This window comes from Vibrio pomeroyi (genome assembly GCA_041879425.1).
Lineage (GTDB): Bacteria > Pseudomonadota > Gammaproteobacteria > Enterobacterales > Vibrionaceae > Vibrio > Vibrio pomeroyi_A.
Genome location: CP090855.1, coordinates 1,912,372 through 1,931,585, shown reverse-complemented (window position 1 = coordinate 1,931,585; position 19,214 = coordinate 1,912,372). Strand labels below are relative to the sequence as shown.

At 44.6% G+C, this 19,214-nt stretch carries 17 protein-coding genes and 2 pseudogenes; 12 read left to right on the top strand and 7 right to left on the bottom strand.

Features of this window, described 5'->3' with window-relative positions; all coding sequences use genetic code 11:
• Positions 1-3 precede the first annotated feature (3 nt).
• Both rbsK and L0992_24460 read left to right on the top strand, forming a co-directional pair.
• Entirely contained in the window at positions 4-930 is a 927-nt protein-coding gene (gene rbsK / locus L0992_24465) for a ribokinase (protein ID XGB69524.1), read from the top strand.
• A 107-nt stretch (positions 931-1,037) separates the two neighbouring features.
• Entirely contained in the window at positions 1,038-2,039 is a 1,002-nt protein-coding gene (locus L0992_24460) for a substrate-binding domain-containing protein (GenBank protein XGB69523.1), read from the top strand.
• A 98-nt stretch (positions 2,040-2,137) separates the two neighbouring features.
• Here L0992_24460 and L0992_24455 read toward each other — a convergent pair whose 3' ends face one another.
• Positions 2,138-2,551, bottom strand: a complete 414-nt coding sequence (locus L0992_24455; GenBank protein XGB69522.1) for a DUF1311 domain-containing protein — start codon at positions 2,549-2,551, stop codon at positions 2,138-2,140.
• Positions 2,552-2,925: 374 nt separating this feature from the next.
• Between L0992_24455 and L0992_24450 the strand changes: the two genes are divergently transcribed.
• From L0992_24450 to L0992_24440, 3 genes are all read left to right on the top strand, one after another.
• Positions 2,926-4,500 carry a cyclic diguanylate phosphodiesterase gene (locus L0992_24450; GenBank protein ID XGB69521.1) on the top strand — a complete coding sequence of 525 codons (1,575 nt, stop codon included), beginning with the start codon at positions 2,926-2,928 and terminating at the stop codon, positions 4,498-4,500.
• 196 nt (positions 4,501-4,696) lie between these two features.
• Positions 4,697-7,150: a CHASE3 domain-containing protein gene (locus L0992_24445; GenBank protein ID XGB69520.1), complete on the top strand. Its 2,454-nt coding sequence runs from the start codon at positions 4,697-4,699 to the stop codon at positions 7,148-7,150.
• A 204-nt stretch (positions 7,151-7,354) separates the two neighbouring features.
• Positions 7,355-7,753, top strand: coding sequence for a hypothetical protein (locus L0992_24440; GenBank protein ID XGB69519.1), 399 nt, complete (start codon positions 7,355-7,357; stop codon positions 7,751-7,753).
• 56 nt (positions 7,754-7,809) lie between these two features.
• On the opposite strand, the gene L0992_24435 is transcribed toward L0992_24440, so the two are convergent.
• From L0992_24435 to L0992_24425, 3 genes and pseudogenes are all read right to left on the bottom strand, one after another.
• Entirely contained in the window at positions 7,810-8,763 is a 954-nt protein-coding gene (locus L0992_24435; protein XGB69518.1) for a hypothetical protein, read from the bottom strand.
• Positions 8,764-8,798: 35 nt separating this feature from the next.
• Positions 8,799-8,888: pseudogene (locus L0992_24430) on the bottom strand (DUF3265 domain-containing protein).
• Positions 8,889-8,902: 14 nt separating this feature from the next.
• A complete protein-coding gene (locus tag L0992_24425; GenBank protein ID XGB69517.1) occupies positions 8,903-9,541 on the bottom strand; it encodes a hypothetical protein in 639 nt (212 codons plus the stop codon).
• 100 nt (positions 9,542-9,641) lie between these two features.
• Here L0992_24425 and L0992_24420 point away from each other — a divergent pair, with 100 nt between their 5' ends.
• Complete coding sequence (locus tag L0992_24420) at positions 9,642-10,667, top strand: IS110 family transposase (GenBank protein XGB69516.1); 1,026 nt, start codon at positions 9,642-9,644, stop codon at positions 10,665-10,667.
• Between the two features lie 332 nt (positions 10,668-10,999).
• Here L0992_24420 and L0992_24415 read toward each other — a convergent pair whose 3' ends face one another.
• Both L0992_24415 and L0992_24410 read right to left on the bottom strand, forming a co-directional pair.
• Positions 11,000-11,674 (bottom strand): hypothetical protein, encoded by a 675-nt coding sequence (locus L0992_24415; GenBank protein XGB69515.1) that lies wholly within the window; start codon positions 11,672-11,674, stop codon positions 11,000-11,002.
• Positions 11,675-12,243: 569 nt separating this feature from the next.
• A pseudogene (locus L0992_24410) lies at positions 12,244-12,540 on the bottom strand (nitrate reductase).
• 148 nt (positions 12,541-12,688) lie between these two features.
• Between L0992_24410 and L0992_24405 the strand changes: the two are divergent.
• The 6 genes from L0992_24405 to L0992_24380 are packed head-to-tail and all read left to right on the top strand — an operon-like array spanning position 12,689 to position 15,831.
• Positions 12,689-13,108, top strand: a complete 420-nt coding sequence (locus L0992_24405) for a hypothetical protein (GenBank protein XGB69514.1) — start codon at positions 12,689-12,691, stop codon at positions 13,106-13,108.
• Positions 13,109-13,162: 54 nt separating this feature from the next.
• Complete coding sequence (locus L0992_24400) at positions 13,163-13,930, top strand: hypothetical protein (protein XGB69513.1); 768 nt, start codon at positions 13,163-13,165, stop codon at positions 13,928-13,930.
• Positions 13,920-14,294 carry a hypothetical protein gene (locus L0992_24395; protein ID XGB69512.1) on the top strand — a complete coding sequence of 125 codons (375 nt, stop codon included), beginning with the start codon at positions 13,920-13,922 and terminating at the stop codon, positions 14,292-14,294. Before L0992_24400 ends, L0992_24395 begins: the two co-directional genes overlap by 11 nt.
• A 4-nt stretch (positions 14,295-14,298) precedes the next feature.
• Complete coding sequence (locus tag L0992_24390; GenBank protein XGB69511.1) at positions 14,299-14,631, top strand: hypothetical protein; 333 nt, start codon at positions 14,299-14,301, stop codon at positions 14,629-14,631.
• Positions 14,562-14,951, top strand: coding sequence for a YkgJ family cysteine cluster protein (locus L0992_24385; protein XGB69510.1), 390 nt, complete (start codon positions 14,562-14,564; stop codon positions 14,949-14,951). Before L0992_24390 ends, L0992_24385 begins: the two co-directional genes overlap by 70 nt.
• Before the next feature lie 22 nt (positions 14,952-14,973).
• On the top strand, positions 14,974-15,831 hold the full coding sequence (locus tag L0992_24380; GenBank protein XGB69509.1) for a hypothetical protein: 858 nt from the start codon (positions 14,974-14,976) through the stop codon (positions 15,829-15,831).
• Between the two features lie 376 nt (positions 15,832-16,207).
• Here the strand turns inward: L0992_24380 and L0992_24375 are convergent, their stop codons facing one another.
• A complete protein-coding gene (locus L0992_24375; GenBank protein ID XGB70426.1) occupies positions 16,208-18,790 on the bottom strand; it encodes a nitrate reductase in 2,583 nt (860 codons plus the stop codon).
• Positions 18,791-19,214: the final 424 nt, after the last annotated feature.

Genomic DNA, 19,214 nt, shown 5'->3' with positions numbered 1-19,214 from the left:
ATCATGACTCAACTGATTGTTTTAGGTAGCGTTAACGCTGACCACGTACTGCAAGTTCCTTCGTTCCCTCGTCCGGGTGAAACCTTGATTGGCGGTAACTATCAGGTCATCCCTGGCGGTAAAGGCGCAAACCAAGCAGTCGCGGCTGCGCGATTAAATGCAGATATCGGCTTCATCGCCTGTGTTGGCGACGACCCGTTCGGCATCAACATTCGTCAAGACTTCGCTAAAGACGGCATCAACATCGACGGCGTTATCGTCGCAGACAACACGCCAACTGGCATTGCGATGATCCAAGTATCCGCAACGGGCGAAAACAGCATTTGTCTTTCTGCAGAAGCTAATAACAAACTGACTTGCGACCAAATTGAGCCACATCTAGAGAAGATTCGCGAAGCCAAATACCTGCTGACTCAACTTGAAACGCCAATTGAAGGCATTGAGTACGCAGCGAAAACCGCAAAAGAGAGTGGAACTCGCGTGATTCTAAACCCTGCCCCTGCTCGCCCACTATCGGATACCTTACTAGCTTATGTTGATGTGATCACACCAAACGAGACCGAAGCAGAAGTACTGACAGGCGTAACCGTAACCGACAGCGCATCTGCTCATCAGGCAGCTTTGGCTCTGCACGCTAAAGGCATCGAGACGGTGATGATCACACTTGGCGCGAAGGGGGTTTGGGTAAGTAAAAACGGTGAAGGTGAGTTAATCGCCGGCTTCCGAGTTGAAGCGACAGATACCACCGCTGCGGGTGATACCTTCAACGGCGCATTAGTGACGGGCTTACTTGAGGACATGCCATTAGAACGCGCAATTAAGTTTGCTCATGCTGCAGCAGCAATTTCAGTGACTCGTTTTGGCGCTCAAACATCAATTCCAAGCCGAGCAGAAACCGATGCGTTTTTAGCAGAGCAACTGTCTGCCTAATAGATTGAGCTTAATTAAGTTATGTAACAACAAATAACTAAACATAAGCCCCTGTTTTCGGGCAGAATATCGCGCAATGTGGCAAGTTACTCCCACAAGGATTTTTTATGGCAACAATGAAAGACATCGCTCGGCTCGCAAAGGTTTCGACTTCTACCGTGAGCCATGTGATCAACAAGTCACGTTTTGTCAGTGAAGAGATAGCTGAGCGTGTTAACAATGCGGCTAAAGAGTTGAACTACGCGCCTTCAGCATTGGCTCGCAGCTTGAAAATGAAGCAAACCAAAACCTTGGGAATGCTAGTTACCACCTCTACCAACCCATTCTTTGGTGAAGTAGTGAAAGGTGTTGAGCGTCGTTGCTACGAAAAAGGCTACAACCTTATCTTGTGCAACACCGAAGGCGACAGCGAGCGCATGAAATCATCCATCGATACTTTGCTGCAAAAGCGTGTCGATGGCTTAATGCTGATGTGTTCTACCCTTGAAGGCGAACATATCGATGTGTTCGAGCGCTACCCAGAACTGCCTGTAGTGGTGATGGATTGGGGCCCAATGTTGTTTGCGAGCGATAAGATCCAAGACAACTCGCATCAAGGCGGCTACATGGCGACCAAGCACTTGATAGATAACGGGCACTCTCAGATTGGTTGTATTACAGGCCCGCTTCATCGCAATCAAGCGTCGTCTCGTTACCAAGGTTTCAAGCAAGCGATGGAAGAAGCGAATTTAGAGATCAACCCAAACTGGATTGTAGAATCTAACTTCGAATGCGATGGCGGTTTTGATTCTTACCAAACACTAAAAGCGCGTGGTGGAATGCCTAGCGCACTGTTTGTGAGTAATGACATGATGGCAATGGGCGTGATTCATGCAGCGGCGCAAGATGGCACTTCGATTCCGAATGACCTATCTATCATTGGCTACGATGACATCCACCTGTCGAAATACATGACACCTGCGTTAAGCACTGTCCACCAGCCAAAACACCGTTTGGGTAAAGCAGCCGTTGATACACTGTTGAGTCGATTACAAACACCAGACGCATACCCACAGGTCGTCGAGTTAGAGCCGACCCTAGTAGAACGAAGCAGTGTAAAAGCCATTTAAAGTCCCCAGCTACAGTTCCTAGCAACAGATAGCTGAAACAGGCCAAAACAACAAAGGGCAAGGTTAAACAACCTTGCCCTTTTCGATCCTAATTCTTTCTATTTTGGCTCTGGCAAAACGGGCGGCGTGCTATCCATATAGGTTAAGAAATTTTCCCACACCTCATGTGTTCTTTGCTTGGTGAGTTTGGTTTTGCAAGAAAGCGCCATCAAGCCACGAATAGAGCCATCGCGCCACTGGGTATACACAGAATCACAATGAGCGGTCATGTACGTTTGCCAACTTTTTTGAGCGATCTTTATGGAACTCACCAACTCCTCATCATAAGCGTTGTGCTCAAAGCTCGCTTCAAGGTATTGGCCAAGCTCCGCCGTTGCGGCTTCCAACTCAATCGACGCACAGTGGTTAATTTCTATAGTATTCATCGCATTCTCGCAATCGACAGCCTGTTCATCTGCTAATACAGAACCAGATAGCAAAGCGAATGCGATTACTGATATCAATCTTTTCATAAACACCTTAAATATTGTCACTCGTGAATGGTTCGATGACATTTCCTTATAACCTTGTTTAACTTGTGACCATATCAGCTAATTAGATTAAACATGGCTCAATATTTAAATCTCTTTCGATCTTTTGAGTAAATAACATCAAAATTTATCGGGATATAAGCGCTTGTTATACGTATGAATAATGCCAAATATCACCAACCCAACCAAGAAAAAACGAGATAACATTAAGATTTCGCTGGTAAAAATGGAAAACATATTATCTTTATCAATAATTCATGCGCGTATTCACAATATTTATTATTACTATTGCTACGTAATCGTTAAATTTATAAATTAAATTGAATGCTCACCCAATCGGTAACGCTTCTCCAACTATGGATATCAAGTACCAACATTTTGCCAAGACTTCGTTCTACTTTGCCATTTCTTTCTTCTTCTCTATGGCATTGCTTATCCCGTTTACACCGTCTCACTACCAGAATTTAACCCAAGACACATCAAAGCTCGTCGAAACACGACTTGAAGGCATCCAATCAAGGTTCGACCGTTTTTTGTCCGGTATCACCCCAGAACAATCTTGCGATGCAATTGTTAGAGAGCTAAGACAAAACGTTTTTGATGCCGATTGGGTAAAAGAAGCCGCCGTATTCAATAAACAAAACCGTTTTTACTGCTCGACTACCGATGGCGAAGTCTCGTTTCGCCTTTACAGCACTATCAGAGAAAGACTCAACGACGATCCGAATTTGACCACCCTATCGTATTCCAATTCGGCCATCACCCAAGTGCAATCCATCATGCTTATTTTCTCGAATAAGGAAGATGCCGGGGTGAGCCTAATGATTCCGCCGCACTTTATCTATGACATTGTAGAAGCGAACCTTCACAACCATGGCATTCAGGCCAAAGTCGAGGTGATCAAAAGAGATATCCACCCTTCTCATATCGACGCATCCATTGCCAAAGTACGAATACAATCGAACATTTACCCGTTAACCATCACCTCATACATTGGCTATCAGTATTATCTGCACTTCTTGTTAAGCTACTTGTGGTTTGGCTTTTTGATGGCTGGAATTACCACCATAATTCTTCTTTCTCTCAAGCATAAAAAACAGAGCCAACGCAGCTTAGAATACTCGCTGTCTAGCGCACTCAAAAACAAACACCTACATGTTCACATGCAACCTATTGTTAACCGAAACACGACTGAAATTGTGGGCTGTGAGTCGCTGCTCAGATGGAACGACCCTATTGAAGGCAATGTATCCCCTGCCATCTTCATCCCTCTTGCTGAAAGCTTAGGGTTGATTGAAGACCTAACCTACTTTGTGTTGCGTGAAGTGCTGTACACAATGAAGAATCACCGCGAACTGTTTGAGTCAAAATACATCAGCGTCAATATCAGCCGAAACGTTGTCTCTAATAGTAACTTCGCCAACAAAGTCATCAGTATCTACAAAAAGAATCCAGATATTCTCAAACAAGTGGTTTTTGAAGTGACGGAAGATGGCGAATGCTCTGATGCGGATATGGTGAAGATCAAAAACAACTTAACCAAGCTTTCTGATTTAGGCGTGAGAGTCGCGATTGACGACTTTGGTACTGGCTATGCGGGCTTGGATTTTGTGAGACAATTTCCGTTCAGTATTCTCAAGATCGACCGTGTGTTTGTGAAGAACATTTCAGACGAATCAAGCTTTGGTATCCCTTTGTTGGAGTCCATGCTTCAGTTGTCACAAACCTTAGGCATGCAAGTCATCGTTGAAGGTGTTGAGTACGAATCCCAAGTGAACATCTTGTCTAAACTGGGCGTCGATTATATCCAAGGCTTCTACTTTTATAAGCCGATGCCAATCAACCTGACAATAAGCTTGCTCAGGCAGCAACATGTAGAATCTAGCCTTGGTTTTCCTGCGTCATCGCCTTCGGCTACAGCGTTAGAGTAGCCTAAGCGCAGTCGATACATTGTGTATCATTTATGTTTGCCGAAAGCCTCAAATCAATAGAGCTAGAGCCCTGTTTTTAGTGCCCTAGCTCTACTTTTAGTTAACTACTATACCCAACCGCACACTATGCATTTGTACACCCAACAATCTGACCTACACTAACAATAGGTTTTTAGTGTGTGGAATGCGTGTCTTTATGTTTTCGAGTTGGTTTGATGATATATCCCTACAATGGAAGTTATTAGTCAGTTTTTCCACCCCTATTGCGTTAATGGTTCTCGTCACGTTTTCTGTCCATCAAAACACACAGTCCATCGTCAAAGATAATCACTGGGTGGTCCACACCCACAAGGCCATTGCTCGCGCTCAAGAACTCCTTAACCTAGCGATTGATATGGAAACAGGCCAACGTGGATACCTGATTACCGGAGATCCTGTCTTCCTAGAGCCTTACGATCTTGCACTTGATGTGTGGAATCAAAAAATCAGTACCTTGAGTGATCAAGTCAGTGATAACCCACCCCAAGTTGAACGACTAAAGCGCATAGATGATCTTCACGAAGCATGGTTAGCAGAAGCCGGAGAAAAAGAAATCGCTCAACGTAGCCTCGTTGGTAATGGCAACACCACAATGCAGAACGTCATTGAGCTGACTCAAAAACAAATCGGAAAAAAAATCATTGATGAGATTCGCAGCGAAATAGCCGTGTTCATAGAAATTGAACAGAAACTCATTCAGGTTCGAGTCGAAAAGTCCGAAAATTCCGCAAGCCAAACCACTTATGTACTGTTTCTTGGAACACTATTTTCAGCGTTTATTTCGCTGCTTGTTGTTGCATGGTCGTCAAACAGAATCAATAAACGTATTCACCTTCTTCTCAATGCTGCAAACCAAGTGTCGGCAGGTCATTTGAAACAAGTCGCTTCAACCTTAGAACGTAACCCTTCAATGAATGGTAAAGACGAGGTAGCGCAGCTTACCTATAGCTTCCACAAAATGGCGACCAACCTAATAAGAAGTAACAACCAGATGGAAGCATCCAATCAGGAGCTCATTGCGGAACGTAAAAAAGCCGAAGCGGCAGCCAAGGCAAAAAGCGAGTTTCTTTCAACCATGAGCCATGAAATACGTACCCCAATGAATGGCGTGCTCGGTATCTCGCAAATCATCGCTTCTCAAACCAAAGAGCCATCCACCAAAGAGAACATCAACGTCATCCTCGATTCGGGTCAGCACCTCATGACCATACTCAATGACATTCTAGACTTCTCTAAAGTTGAAGAGAACAAGCTCGAATTGGACATAGCGCCGTTTAACTTTGAACAAGTCATCAAACCGGTTTGTAGTGCAATCAAGCCAATGGCAGATGAAAAAAGTATCCGCTTGATTGTGGAGAACGAAGTGCCTAATAACATCGACATTGTTGGAGACTGTGCACGATTACGCCAAATCTTGTTTAACCTAGGCGGTAACGCAACCAAGTTCACCAACGAAGGCCATGTGTTGATTCAAGCCGAGCTTAACCAACCCATGAACGAACTATTATTGACAGTCACGGACACTGGCGTCGGCATTCCACAAGATAAGCACCAGCACATCTTTAACTCGTTCGAGCAAGCAGACGCATCAACCACCAGAAAGTTTGGCGGTACTGGGCTTGGCCTTGCGATTGTTAAGAAGCTTGTCGAATTGATGGAAGGCAAAATAACGCTAAACAGCGCTGTTGGGTTGGGCACTAAATTCAAAGTGTCGCTTCCCATCATGTGGCAAGAACGCCAAGCAACCGACATACATCCCAACCTACTGAGCACAGCAGAACCGTTCAATACACCATTGAATGTGCTTCTGGTGGAAGACAACCGAATTAACGCGATTGTGGCAAAAGGCTTTTGTGAAAACCTCGGCTACCATGTCGAGCTAGCTGAAAACGGAAGAATCGCAACGGAATACCTCAAAACGGCTAAGTATGATCTGATCTTAATGGATAATCACATGCCTGAAATGAACGGGATTGAGGCAACACAGTTTATTAGGCAACAGCTTGGTTTAGGGACGTTGATCTTTGCGTATACCGCCGACGTGTTCCGTGAGGCACATGACAGCTTTATTGAAGCTGGCGCAGACCACGTTTTAACTAAACCTTTGCAGCAAGAAAGCTTCTTTGATGCGCTGCAGCAGTTCTCATCACGCCTTCCAAAGCAAGCCAGCAGCGACAATACCTTAGACCTAAACAGCAACGTGATAGAGCTTCACCGTGAACCGATTGAAAAGCTGAGCCTGACTGAAGAAGAGATAAGCCAATCTGAAGTCATTCAATCGTTCAAAGAGAACCACCATGAGTTGATCATACTGCTAGAGTCCACATCCAGAGAGCTTGCGGAGTCGATAGACCAGCTCATCGAGAACTACATGCAACATAACATCAAGTCACTAAGGCAAACCCTGCATTCCATTAAAGGGATGTCTTTGAACCTTGGGTTAAAAATGCTCTCTCACCAAGCCCTTACCCTGGAGAAACAAGTAAGGTATCAGCAACTGCCAGACATCGAACAACTGCAAAAACTCATCAACCGCATCTTAGTGAATGAGCATCAGGCTCAGCGCATGATGATGGCTTATGCTCCGCAACTGCCTAACCGAACGGGTTAGGCGTGTTAGGGCCATCGCACCCACCTTATTTTAGCAAACAAGCCATACTCACGTCGCCATTTAGGCGATCAATCACAAGCGATTCAACCAGACACTCCTTGTTACATAAGGCGTTGAAAAACCGCGAAAGAAAAACCAACAGCCATGGGTCTCCTTTGATGGACATTTAACTTCATCGCATCTTGAGTGCATAAAAGGAATATCATGGAAAAGACACTTCAAACCAAACTGGCGACCAGCCTACTGCTGCTGAGAATCGGCATTTTTATCGTCTTCTTGTTCTGGGGCTTAGATAAGATTTTAGTGCCTGAACACGCAGTTAAGGTGCTATCAGGCTTCTACGGCATCGACATGTCGGTGAATGCGATGATGGCGCTGGGTGTTGCTCAGCTTGGCTTTTTAGGCGCGTTCGTTGTAGGCATGTGGAAGAAGTACACCTACGGTGCGGTTTTGGTCCTGCATGCAGGTTCCACCTTTGCTTCTTTCGCTAAATACATGGACCCGTTCAACAACCTACTGTTCTTTGCCTCTTGGCCAATGTTCGCAGCTTGTGTCGCACTCTTCTTATTGCGTGACTACGACACTTACAGCGTTTCCAACTAACACAAAGGGCGCCGTAAATGGCGCCCTATTTGGTTTGCTTGATTTTTAAACGTTTGTTATAAGGCAAGTTTCACCATATCTGATTTATCACCATTAAACCCAATATCAACCTTGCCACTATGGATACCACTGTCAGACATAGATATATAAAGGTTCATTTTCTGTAAACCAAGCCCTTGCTCTAAAGAAAGCCACTTGCCGATCACTTCTGACTTAGCTGCGATTGGCTGCTTTAGTACATTACAAGTCATGATATCATTTAGTCCCGCCGCACTAAGATCAACTAGACTAACCAATTCACGATGCCACTTAACATCTACAGCACCTTGAGTACAAAAATTAATAAAATCGTATCCACTGGACATATAGAGTGGTAATACCCTATCTAATAACTTTAGAAAGTCCTTTCGGATTTTTTCATTTCCTGATGGATAGAAATCATCTTCATTGTCTGACATCCAGAAAATCGGCTTATCGCTTGGTAACACCGATGCCGTCAAAAAAGAAAATATATGGGCAATACGCAGCGCTGTTTCAATACTTTGTTTAGGTAAATGAAGGAAACCACCATCCTCTAGCGATTGCTTCAAATAATTTTTGCTTCCCCTTTGGTCTTCTGAAAATAGCGTATTTATCTTTTTATCTACGACTACATTCACAAGCAAACCTGGCAACAGATTATTCGAATGACGCAAAGCGTCTTGAGCTACTGCAAGCATTTTAGGATTATGCCCCATTTTTTTGAATGATAACTCACCACGTTTTAAACCCCGTACCATGCGCGACTTTTCTACTGCTGCATAGTAGTTCCCTACAAAGTCCAACGGAGTGAAAAGAAAGCTATAAATATGATATTTGCCATTAGTCTTTCCTGAGTAATCCGAATACACGGCAAATGATTTGAATGGCGCAGTGTCAAAAACTTTGTCGTACTGCTTAATACAAGCATCCAAAACAATGCCTAGTGCGTTCCCCTCTGCTATCGGCAGACTCGGGATTTTCTTATACATACTCGATACTCCAATTGCCTTATAACGCCCTGTGAAGGTGTGAGCAACGCAATACTGAAGCCACTGCGTACCACCTTAAACACTAAAGCCAACGCATAGTGAAAATGCCACGCGTTGCGAATCACTCTTTAACAGTTTGTTAAGTGTTTTTATCATTGGCCTCATGGTGCCTTTCAAACTCTAAGCCTAGTATTTTGATTTTGGCTGCATGAGGGATAATAAATAAAGCGCCGACAACAGCTAGCAGTGTTAATTGCTGTGAGCTGAATGAATAGACTCCAATAAGGTCGAGAACTAAGATTATGGCGACACAAATTGCCAATGAATAACAGGTTACAACAAACGAATCTATTACCTTTTTTGACTCTCGTTTCTTAGCAGTCCGCTCTTGTGCAATGTTGGTATTACGTAATGAATCGAAACTCGGAATTTCTTTCAAAACGGTTAGTGTTTTGCTACCCAAATTAACTACCGCTAAGGTTTTTTTCCCTGCTTCATCCGCATAAATAAAACACTGAGTGTTACTTTGGAAATACTTCGAATATGCAAGAATTTGCTGCGACGCCTTGTTAAGTAACGAAGGTGATTTTTGCCGAGACTTTTTAACTTCAAAAACCGCCAAAACTCCACCACTTGCGGGATCAATAACTGCTAAGTCTACAAAACTATACTCACTATTATTGTACGGATTTGCGTATTCAACCCTGATTGCTTCTTCTGGGTAGCCTGCTTTCAGAAGTTTCTCACGCAAATCATTTACTAGCTCAACTCCGCTCAATTATTACCTCCTTACAATAGAAACACTTAACGAATGACATGGATTCCCCCTACCGAGGATCTGCCACACTTATGTGGTACTTAAATGCATCGGAGGCACCATGTCTGATTATTCTTATTTCTGCGGTATCGACCTAGCTAAAAACCACTTTAGTCTTCATGCCGTAGACCAAAATGGTAAGGTCATACTTCATAGGTCAGTAACCCGCTCTAAACTACTGACTACAATAGCAAATATGCCACTCATGCGTATAGGCGTTGAAGCGTGTGGTGGTGCACATTATTGGGCAAGAACACTCAATAAACTGGGTCACGACGCCCGTATTATGGCCGTTAAATACGTAGTTCCTTATCGAACTAAGGGAAAGAACGACCTTAATGATGCTGTTGCCATATGCGAAGCTGTTCAGCGTCCATCAACTCGCTTTGTACCCGTAAAATCCCCCGAGCAACAAGCCATCCTATCGGTACATAGAATGAGAGAGCATTGGGTTCGTGAGCGCACCGCGCTTATGAATCGCATGCGTGCCCTACTCTCTGAATTCGGGTTGATCATTCCTGTTGGCCGCTCTTCGTTAATGAAACACGTTCCCTTAATGCTCGAAGACGCAGAAAATGAACTGCCACACCTTGCAAGAACGGTGATTGCCGATGCTTATCACCACCTTGGTGAATTGAATCAACGTATCTCCGATACAGAGCAAGTCTTTGACTCTTTTGCTAAGGTCAGCGCTAATGTTCAACGAGTGATGAAAATTCGAGGTATTGGGCCGCAAACCGCTACTGCGATACTTGCTTCGATAGGCAATGGTTCTCAATTTGATAAAAGCCGTGACTTCTCTGCTTGGCTAGGACTAGTACCAAAGCAATATTCCACAGGAGGAATACCTCGGTTAGGTCGGATAACCAAACACGGCGACAAATACTTACGAACACTATTAGTTCACGGCGCAAGGACCGTGATTGCCAACCTTGGCGACAAGCAAGATAAGTTAAGTCAGTGGTGCAGAGGCGTTCTGGAACGAAGAGGAATGAACCGAGCAATAGTGGCACTTGCCGCGAAGAACGCACGAATTATATGGTCGCTTTTACACAATCAAACAGAATATGAAAACTATGCTGCCTAAGTAAAAACTTAAGCAGCATAAAGAGTTAAACCCACCGGGTCATTGCAGACGCTAATGATGGAGATAGGTTAAGACCACTTGCGGAGAGCCTGTTAATGCGGCGGACACACTAGATGTCATCTAACGAATAAGGCACCGCAGTCGCGCAAGTCATCAGGGCCACGACGTATGCGAATCGTCGATAAGTAGGCCGAATGTAGAGCGGCAGTCCAAAACCCATCAACATAAGTTTAGCGGATGTTTGACAACCGGGGGAATCCATGTAGCCGCGTTAAGTAGTGAGCAACGCGACCACCTACCTAAAATATTGTGCCGTAAACACCAATGCTGATTCAAACCGAAACTGCCAAGCGTTGCGAATCTGCCTTAAACGCTTTGTTAGTTTTTTTCTTTGGCACGAAAAGCCTTTCAACTTTTCGAACTCCGTCCCTGACTATATTTGATTCAAGCTCTGACCACTGTAGGTAATAACCACCGCCAACTGAACGAGAACGGTAGTGTTCAAGGTCATTAGATCTAGATACCTCTAGCTTCACTGAGGTTCCATCAAACATTAAGACTGAATGCCTCGACTTGGAAGGGACCTCCCATGAACCACAGCAAATGTCAAAACTATCTACTAGTGTATTAATATCAGTTGTCCAAGCTAGTTTTCCAACTTCATTTTTTTGAACTGTCTGCTTAGTAAGAAACTTTTCTAAGCTAAATCTTGATAAAGGACTATTTGAGTTGATTTCAGTAACTATCAAGGTTCGATATTTTGTATAGAAGGCTAAAGCAGGAAGCTTGAGTATATGGAAAACTGTACCTTGAACTCGTTCGTTTTCACAATAGTCCTTGGCTGATTGCAAGTTTGGGTGCATACAGCGACTGGTATATGTCGCGCTATATGTCGAATGCCAAGCATTACGTCCTGTGTAAACATAATATACGCTAATCTGCTTTACAGCATTGAGGTGACCATTTTTGTTCGGATTTATATTTTTCTCGAATTGCTTAAAGTTCATCGTTACCTCTGAAAAAACTAACAGCTATATTAGACAGAATAATTCTGCATTTTGTCCCTGAAACAATTCTGCCTAGTAATCTATAACTTTCAGGCTCTGTCTAATAACCTATTTAATAACAGAACCTTACCTGATTACTTCTTTATCAAACATGATGAAAAGCAGAAAAATTCCATATAGTCTCCGCAAAATGTAGAAAGTGACTCAATGTGTGAGTTAGTCGTCATCTTGTTGGTTGATGTCTTCGCCGCATCCTAGGCATTTGGGTTCAATATCTGTGGGCAGCATGATGATTAAGCCGCAGCGTGGGCACAGGTCGCCTTGGTTATACATGGTCACTCCTAAGCAGCGCTGAATTCGCCAGTGTATGAGATAAGGCCGGTTTTCTTGCTTTGGCTAATTTAGACATCAACTTACCTCTACCTAAATATTACAGAACGACATACCAAGTCGTAGAATGATATGTGAAACTTGTTATTTAATCAATCGGTATCGCATACTTAAAAAGAAAAACGCCGACTCAATTGTCGGCGCTTAACTTTAAGTATTAATGGGTTAGAGGTTGCCAGCTACTTCGCCAATGTACTCAAAAACTCGGCTTCGAATTCTTCATCAGCTTCTCGGGTGAGACATCCCACCAGCCAATCGATGCTTTGATGGTCGAGCTTACTGTTCACGACAAAGGCTTGCTTTACACCAAACTGATCCAACTTGGCTGAACCGTAGTTCTTGAATGATTTATTGCCGTGGTAATGGAGTGATTTGATTGCCTCCGCGTTTGGTTCTGGTAAGGCATCGAGTGTGTTGGCGAGCAGAATCACCAACTCCATTGGGTTCTTAGATGATGAGATACGATAAAGAAAACCTGGCACTTACCTCCCCCAGAAACATCCCAAAAAAATATAAAAAACAGCCCTTTTTTTCTCATTTATCATCCAAAAGGTTCATTAAGAACCATTTTCAGTCCTAACTGGTACTTTTGTTCCCGCATTCACATGTTCAAGGAGAATTACCATGTTAGACAGTATTGAAGTGTCGATAGCTCAACTTACAGATCACCACTATCAAGAAAAGATGGTGAAGTTCATAGAGAAGAGTAAGACCGAAGCGAACAGTCACATCATGTTCAAGGTATTCGGCAAAGCTAACGGTATAGACAAGGAGCTGCCCTGTTTTCTTCCACCACAACATCCGGACTTCGAGCTGCCATCAAAAGCGGTCCTAAACGATGTGGTGGACATCATCATCAAGCGCGGCTACACAAAAGCAGACATCTGTGCATTCTTAGGCATGAGCTCGGAACGAAACCGAACTCTTAACTACTGGCTAAAAGAAACATCAGAAAAGCAGATCAGCAAAAGCCATTGGGTTTGTCTCTCACAACTCGCAGGTCTAACGTTCGTCACAATGCTACACGACAGAGAAGCACCATGAAGCACTACGTTTACCACATCAGACGTAGACAACATAGACGTTGGCTATGTAGGCGTGACGAACGACTTCAACCGCAGGAAGATGCAGCACTTCACATCACTAGCAATGAAGGGTCACATCAACTACAAACTGCAGGACTACTTTGAAGAACACAAAGACGACATCACCATGTACGTGTTCAAAGAGTTCGACACTGAAGACAAAGCTTACAGATTTGAAGCCACACTACGCCCACATGCCAACATTGGTCTAAACATCGCATCAGGTGGCAAGAAGGAGTATCACGAACGCTTCGAGTCGAAGAGCTTCAGGAACGAGCACAAACCCAAAGGCTTCTTTGGCTACATCAAGACATTGCTACGAGCTGCGAACCACAACCTAGACTCTTGGGCGGCTGACTCAGTTCATAAAGCTAAGACACGAAAGAAACGCTTAGAAACTTGGTCAGAAGAGTTTGAACGCAGTATTGAGGCACAGAAAGCTGCACAGCAAACTGAAGCTAAGAAGACAATGACCTTCAAGAAGCCATCGCAGTCAGTAATTAACTCAGTGATTACTGAACCAACAAAGCTATCCGAGGAAGCTAAGTCCAAGCCACTCATAAACATCTGGACTCAGCAGCCCTTTAGTAAGACACCCAATGACGTTCTAACAGACGAAGAGCCAAGAAAACTATCCAAAGAAGACCAAGCAATTATTGACCAATGGCTAGACACACCATACCCCGCACCGAACGGAAACAGCACAGGCAACGTTCTAACAGGCGAAGAACTAAAAGGTATTTGGGTGGAGACACCCAAAAAGGAAAGTCATGAAAAGTAATCCAGCAAAAGAATTGTTAGACCTCATCGAGTACGAAAGAGATCAGGAAGCCATCGACTACATCAGCAACCCCTTAAACAGAATTAACCGTGGCTTTGTCGTTGAGCTAGTCAAAGCGTTAATCAACGAGCGAGAAGAAACGAACAAAGCTTACAGAGAGAAAGCGAAATCGATAGACAATGCAACTAACCGAGTTCGTTCTGAGTTGGAACAAGAGCTAACGTCCTTAAAAGGCGAGAACGACATTCTAAGAAGCTCACTGATAAAGCACGGTGTTAACCATGGGCTTTTATCTAAATCGAATGAGACATCATTTACCACTGATAACACGTTAAATGCAGCCTACGGTCACTACGAGGATTAGTTTTTTGAGAAAGGTAAACAAGCGCGATGAGATACCGACCAAGTTCTTAGAGCCAGAGCAAGCGCAAAGAAGGATTGAGAACTTCAACCGAAGAACGATTAAGCGCAACGTCCAAAAGGAAATGAGAAAACTCAACGATTGGGTTCACTCGCTAAATGGAAAGGATGTAGATACAGATAAGTTTCTTAGTCGAGTCTATTCCGTTGCTGACCTCTACATGCAAGAAGAGGTTTACCCAAGATCAGTATGCGCAAAAGGGTGCGCTCATTGCTGTACTGGCATTCCTGTCGAGGCGACCGCTATCGAAATATCGACATCGTGGCAAAAGCCGGTATAGACCTTGATATTGATTGGAGCGCGAAAAGCAGCGTGGGCTCGAATAGACCAACAGAGATCGCACATTGTTCTTTGCTTGATGCTCGCACAGCTACGTGCAAGGCGTACAAGTACAGACCGTTACAGTGTCGCTTGTTCTCATCGTTTGACCATTTTGAGCTGTGTGAAGACCCGCTTGGCGAACACTACACCCACAGGGCATCGTCCAGTCCGTTCTGGAACTTGATGCTGGGCAATGTAGCACTCGCATCACACCAAGCTGCCGCTGAACGAGACATTACTGCTGTCGCTGATATGCGTGATTGGATCGCGCAACAATAACATCCGAACGAAGAAGGTAAATATGAGCAAGTTGTTATTAGCGGCATCGCTAGGTGTATTGTTTTCTAGTCAGGTCTTGGCTAAAAATCCGGTAGACCTGCCGGTGACAGGAGCGGTTAGCGGCTCAACCAGTTGGGAAGTCGGGGATGCTAGCGCTTCGCTGTGGAGCACTTGCCGAATTGACGATAAAGGAGTGATGCATAAGGTTCTAGGATGCACATCAACCTTGGCAATGCACTACACGGGCGAGCCTGCCGAGGGAGTGAGAAGAGGACTTATCCAGAATAGCGCCTCGCTCTACTTTGGCGATTATTCGGTTAGCTCCAATTCCGAAACATATCCCTACGAAATGCGAAAAATTGTGGCATCCATGGCGGCTTCAGGCGCTCACGCCCCAGTGAAAATCACAACCTCACACATAAAGGGCATCGATGTGCCAACTGAGTTTAAATCACACGATGTTAGGCTTTTAGACTTTAATGAGTCCCTGAAGCTTTCAGAGAAGTTAGCCAGAGAAGCGAGTCAATCCAAGGTGAACCAATACAACATGATGATAGGCACATTTACGACTCTTGCAGTGTTCGCCTTCTTTCTCTCTATCTGGTTTGTAAAGAACCTTGCAGCCCCAAAAGCTGCTAGTGTTATCTCTGACCAAAAGCAGGCTATAAAAGAAAAGTCTGAAGAGCGATTGGTGGCGAAAATTGCCAAAGAAGAAAGCATTAGGCAGACCGTTCGCGAGAGCGTGTCGGAAGCAAACGAAGAGCAAGTAGCCGTCCTTAAGAAGCAAATCAAAGAAGCTCTCGATAAAGATGACACCAAAACTGCGACTGTACTAATGGGACTGTTAGAGCAAGCCAAGGGGACAATAAATGAAAAGTAATATCAGCGAAGAGCTAGGTCTAGGCCTGCTGTCACTAACCCTAGAGCAACAACAAGAAGTCGCGAAGCTTTGCGATGTCGGCATGTGCTTTAAGGAAGCGCTTAATAAGGTGAAGGGAATTTAAGGCGGGGTTATGTCAGATTTTGAAGACGTATTTGGTGCAGGTGCTGACGCTTCATGGTTATTGATGGCTTGAGTAGGCAGTTCATGAGGGATGTTGGCAGAGGATACCAACCGCCAAAACCAGATCCAAAGAGGCCAACGGTCATTATGGGGTATTTGTCGTTCAATCAATCAGTTCGCATACTTAAAAACAAAAACGCCGACGTGATTGTCGGCGCTTAACTTTAAGTATTAATAGATTAGAGGTAGTCGGCTACTTCGCCATGGTACTCAAAAACTCGGCTTCAAACTCTTCATCGGCTTCTCGGGTTAGGCATTCCACCAGCCAGTCGATGCTTTGATGGTCTAGCTTACTGTTCACTACGAATGCTTGCTTTACACCAAATTGATCTAACTTGGCAGAACCATAGTTCTTGAATGATTTATTGCCGTGATAATGGAGTGATTTGATTGCCTCCGCGTTTGGCTCTGGTAAGGCATCGAGGGTGTTGGCGAGTTGAATCACCAACTCCATTGGGTTCTTAGATGAAGAGATACGATACAGAAAACCGCCCTCCACTCTTTGACGTACCCAATAATCAAAGCCGCTGCAATCCATCACCTTGTCGCTGACCAATGCGGCTTCACTGCGATAACCACACGGCTCTACGACAACAGGTGTGTGTTTGAATTCTGGCTGGCCTGATGCCGCATCGGTATGAGGCAAAATCAGGTCACATGGTTTGCTGTCTTTGGCGGTCGGGGCGTTCCAGTGGATAGGCATGAAAACTTGTTCGCGGCGCATCTCTTTGGTTACCACTAAGCGTGCTTGGCACTCACCTTGTGCACTTCGTACTTTCACCACCGGATTAATAGTCGCGTGGTTGAAGGCATCTAGCCCAAATTCATCTAAGCCAAGCTCTGCAACCGTATCTGGATGCATGGCGACAAAGGGTTCTGGTGTGTGTTCACCTAAAACCGCAGCCAAGCCCGTTCGGCTCATTGTGTGCCATTGGTCTCGGATTCGGCCTGTGTTCATGATAAGCGGGAATTCGACACTGGTATCGGCAATCGGCTTGTCGTGCTCAACCGCGATAAACTGCGCTTTGCCAGATTCAGTAAAGAACTCGCCATCGGTAAACATGCGCTGTTCAATGATTTCTGGTTGATATTCAAGTACTGGCCATTGCTGTGGAGTGAGTTCTCCATATCCTTTCTCATCTAACTGAGTAAGCCCGATTAAGCATAAATCACGCGCTTTACCTGTTTCATTACCAAGCGCGGTCATCTCACAATACTCTTTGAAGATCTCGCCTTCATGGCGGTAATCAAACTGCTCTTTGAATCCCATTTTTTGCGCAACTTCTTTTAAAATCCACCAATCAGGTTTGGCTTCCCCAGGGCTTGGTAATACGCGGCGTTGGCGCGAGATTCGGCGCTCAGAGTTGGTTACGGTGCCCGACTTTTCGCTCCACCCTTGCGCGGGCAGCACCACATCGGCCAAGCGTGTGGTTTCGGTATCAGCAATACAATCCGACACCACCACAAACGGGCACTTCTCTAATGCGGTTTTGATTTTTTCGCTATCAGGCAAACTCACGACTGGGTTGGTTGCCATGATCCACACGGCTTTTATCTTGCCATCGTTCATCGCATCAAATAGGTCGATGGCTTTTAAGCCTGCGTGAGTCGCTAAGCTGTCGGTTTGCCAAAACTCGCTGACGGTTTGGTGTGATTGCGGATCACCAAATTCAAAGTGAGCCGCTAAGGTATTGGCTAGGCCACCCACCTCTCGCCCACCCATTGCGTTTGGCTGGCCTGTTACTGAGAAAGGCCCCATGCCCGGTTTACCGATTTTTCCGGTCGCTAAATGGCAATTAATAATGGCGTTTACCTTGTCGCACCCTTGTGTGGATTGGTTTACGCCTTGGGAATAGATGGTGAGCACTTTCTCATTAGAAGCAAACAGCTTGTAGAACTGTTCGAGTTGTTGCTCTTTAAGCCCTGTTAGTTCGGGAACGCTTTTGTCGCCCCAGCCAGACTCGGTATAACGGTAATGAGTTGCGGATCGAATAGCTTCGGTAAAACCTTGGGTGTGATGTTCAATGTAGTCAGCATCGAGCTGGTCGTTGTCATCTAAGTAGGCTAACAAACCATTAAACAGTGCCACATCTGAGCCTGACTCCAACGCCAAGTGCATATCGGCAATTTCACAGGTATCGGTATAACGTGGGTCAATCACGATCACTTTTAATGCAGGGTTGGCTTGTTTGGCCGCTCTTAACCTTTGGAATAGCACAGGGTGACACCAAGCGAGGTTTGAGCCAGTAATAACGACGACTTCTGCTTGTTCTAAATCTTCATAACAGACAGGAACGGTGTCGGTGCCGAACGCGCGTTTATGCCCAACCACACTCGATGCCATGCAAAGGCGAGAGTTACTGTCGATGTTGGCGCTACCAATAAAACCTTTCATCAGTTTGTTGGCGACATAGTAGTCTTCAGTCAGCAATTGACCAGATACATAGAAAGCGACTGAATCTGGCCCATGTTCTTTAATCGCTTGGGCGAACTTATCTGCCACCAATTGTGAAGCCTCGCCCCAAGGCAATTGCTGTTGTTCGTTCTCGACTCGCTGCATCGGCTGAGTTAAACGCCCGATTGGCGTTACGGTGTCGCCCAACGCTGCGCCCTTAGTACACAGCTTGCCATAATTCGATGGGTGGTCTTTATCGCCACGCACTTCCAGTTTCCCCGAAGAAGTGGGCCTCACTTCAATGCCACAACCTACGCCACAGTAAGCACACGTTGATTTAATCCAATCCTTGTTTGAACTCATCACTCTTCCCTCGTGCAATGTTCTTATGTTTCTCATCTAGCGAACAGAGCTTCGTTTATGACGCTTGCTCAGCTATGAATTTTGTCTTTTTAATTACAGCAATTTGCACGCCACTATTTACACCTTTCCACAACAAGAAAAATAACCATTATTTACAAAGACTTAAAATAAAATCACTTACAAAAAACAATGTTAATTAAATGTAACTAGCGAAATATTGAGATTTTTGCACCATGTTGATCAATTTTGCACCACAAAGGCTCATTTTCATAAATATTCTCCTTTTTAAATCTACCACTTTAGGGGTAATTGAGCCATTTGTAATTTAATTAAACTACTGATTTAAAATGTTATTTTTATTTTTCTCGATATCTATTTTTATCTGGCACCCTACTTGCTGCCCTATTTACCAACAACTCAAAATTTACAGTTTTCAGTTCAT